The organism is Dysgonomonas reticulitermitis (assembly GCF_054601275.1).
On sequence record NZ_BAAHWU010000129.1, the window covers coordinates 1 to 1,030 of the forward strand.

A 1,030-nucleotide genomic window follows, 5' to 3' on the forward strand; every position below is an offset into this window, starting at 1 on the left:
AGGTCAACCTCCAGGAACGGCCTTTCATCGATCTTGTTTTGCTCCCACAGGGCCAGATGGAACTTGTAAGCGATACCGTTGGTCAGGAGGCAGTATTTGATGCCTGGGTCATAGAGGTATCTTAGCGCCAGCTCGTCATGGTTGGTCAGTTCCTGTTTCCAGTGCTTGCACCGGACAAATATAACAGGCTCCCCCCTGCTGATTACGGCATAATCTACCTTCTCCCCGTTTTTTATATATTCCGGCGCTACTTCCTGCGGGTTGAACACGTCGTAGCCCAGCGCCTGAAGTAAGGGCAGCACAAGCGCCATCTTGGTGGCTTCTTCCGTGTGAAGGCTGCTTTTGAGCTGTCCCACACGCCCGGACAATTGCTTTAAGGTTTCTTTGAAATCCATATAACAAATAAAAAGATATGCCTTTAAATCTAACTGATAACCCGCCCGTTTTTGCCCAGCAGTTCCCTGGCCAGCCGCATGTAATCGGACGAACCCCGGGAATCGGCATCATACTCCAATACCGGCAGGGCATAGCTCTGCGATTCGCTTAGCTTCACATTACGCTGGATGGCCGTAGTGAACACCAGCTCCTGGAAATGGCTCTTTACTTCCTCGTATATCTGGTTGGACAGGCGCAGCCGGGAATCGTACATGGTCAACAGGAAGCCTTCTATTTCCAGCGACGGGTTCAGCTTGTTCTTGATGATCTTGATCGTATTCAGCAGCTTGGTGATGCCTTCCAGCGCAAAATACTCGCACTGTACAGGTATGATAACCGAGCCTGCGGCTGTAAGGGCGTTTACAGTTATCAGCCCTAACGACGGGGAGCAGTCTATCAGGATATAATCGTATTCATCCCGTAGCGGCGATAAGACTTCCCGCAGGCGCATCTCCCGGTTTTCAAGGCTTATCATTTCCAACTCTGCACCGACCAGGTTGATATGCGAGGGCAGGATGTAAAGCCCTGCCGTATCCGTGGTTACGACAGCCTCCTGCGGACAGGGCGCCGCGCCGTTCAGGCACTCATAGATCGA

The 1,030-nt window shown here is 51.9% G+C and carries 1 protein-coding gene and 1 pseudogene; both read right to left on the minus strand.

Going from position 1 to position 1,030, the window contains the following annotated elements; genetic code table 11:
* Positions 1-395, minus strand: a pseudogene (locus ACYPZI_RS16010) (restriction endonuclease); the annotation flags it as partial.
* A gap of 29 nt (positions 396-424) precedes the next feature.
* Positions 425-1,030: ParA family protein (locus tag ACYPZI_RS16015; RefSeq protein ID WP_459603381.1), on the minus strand; the 606-nt coding region annotated here is incomplete at its 5' end.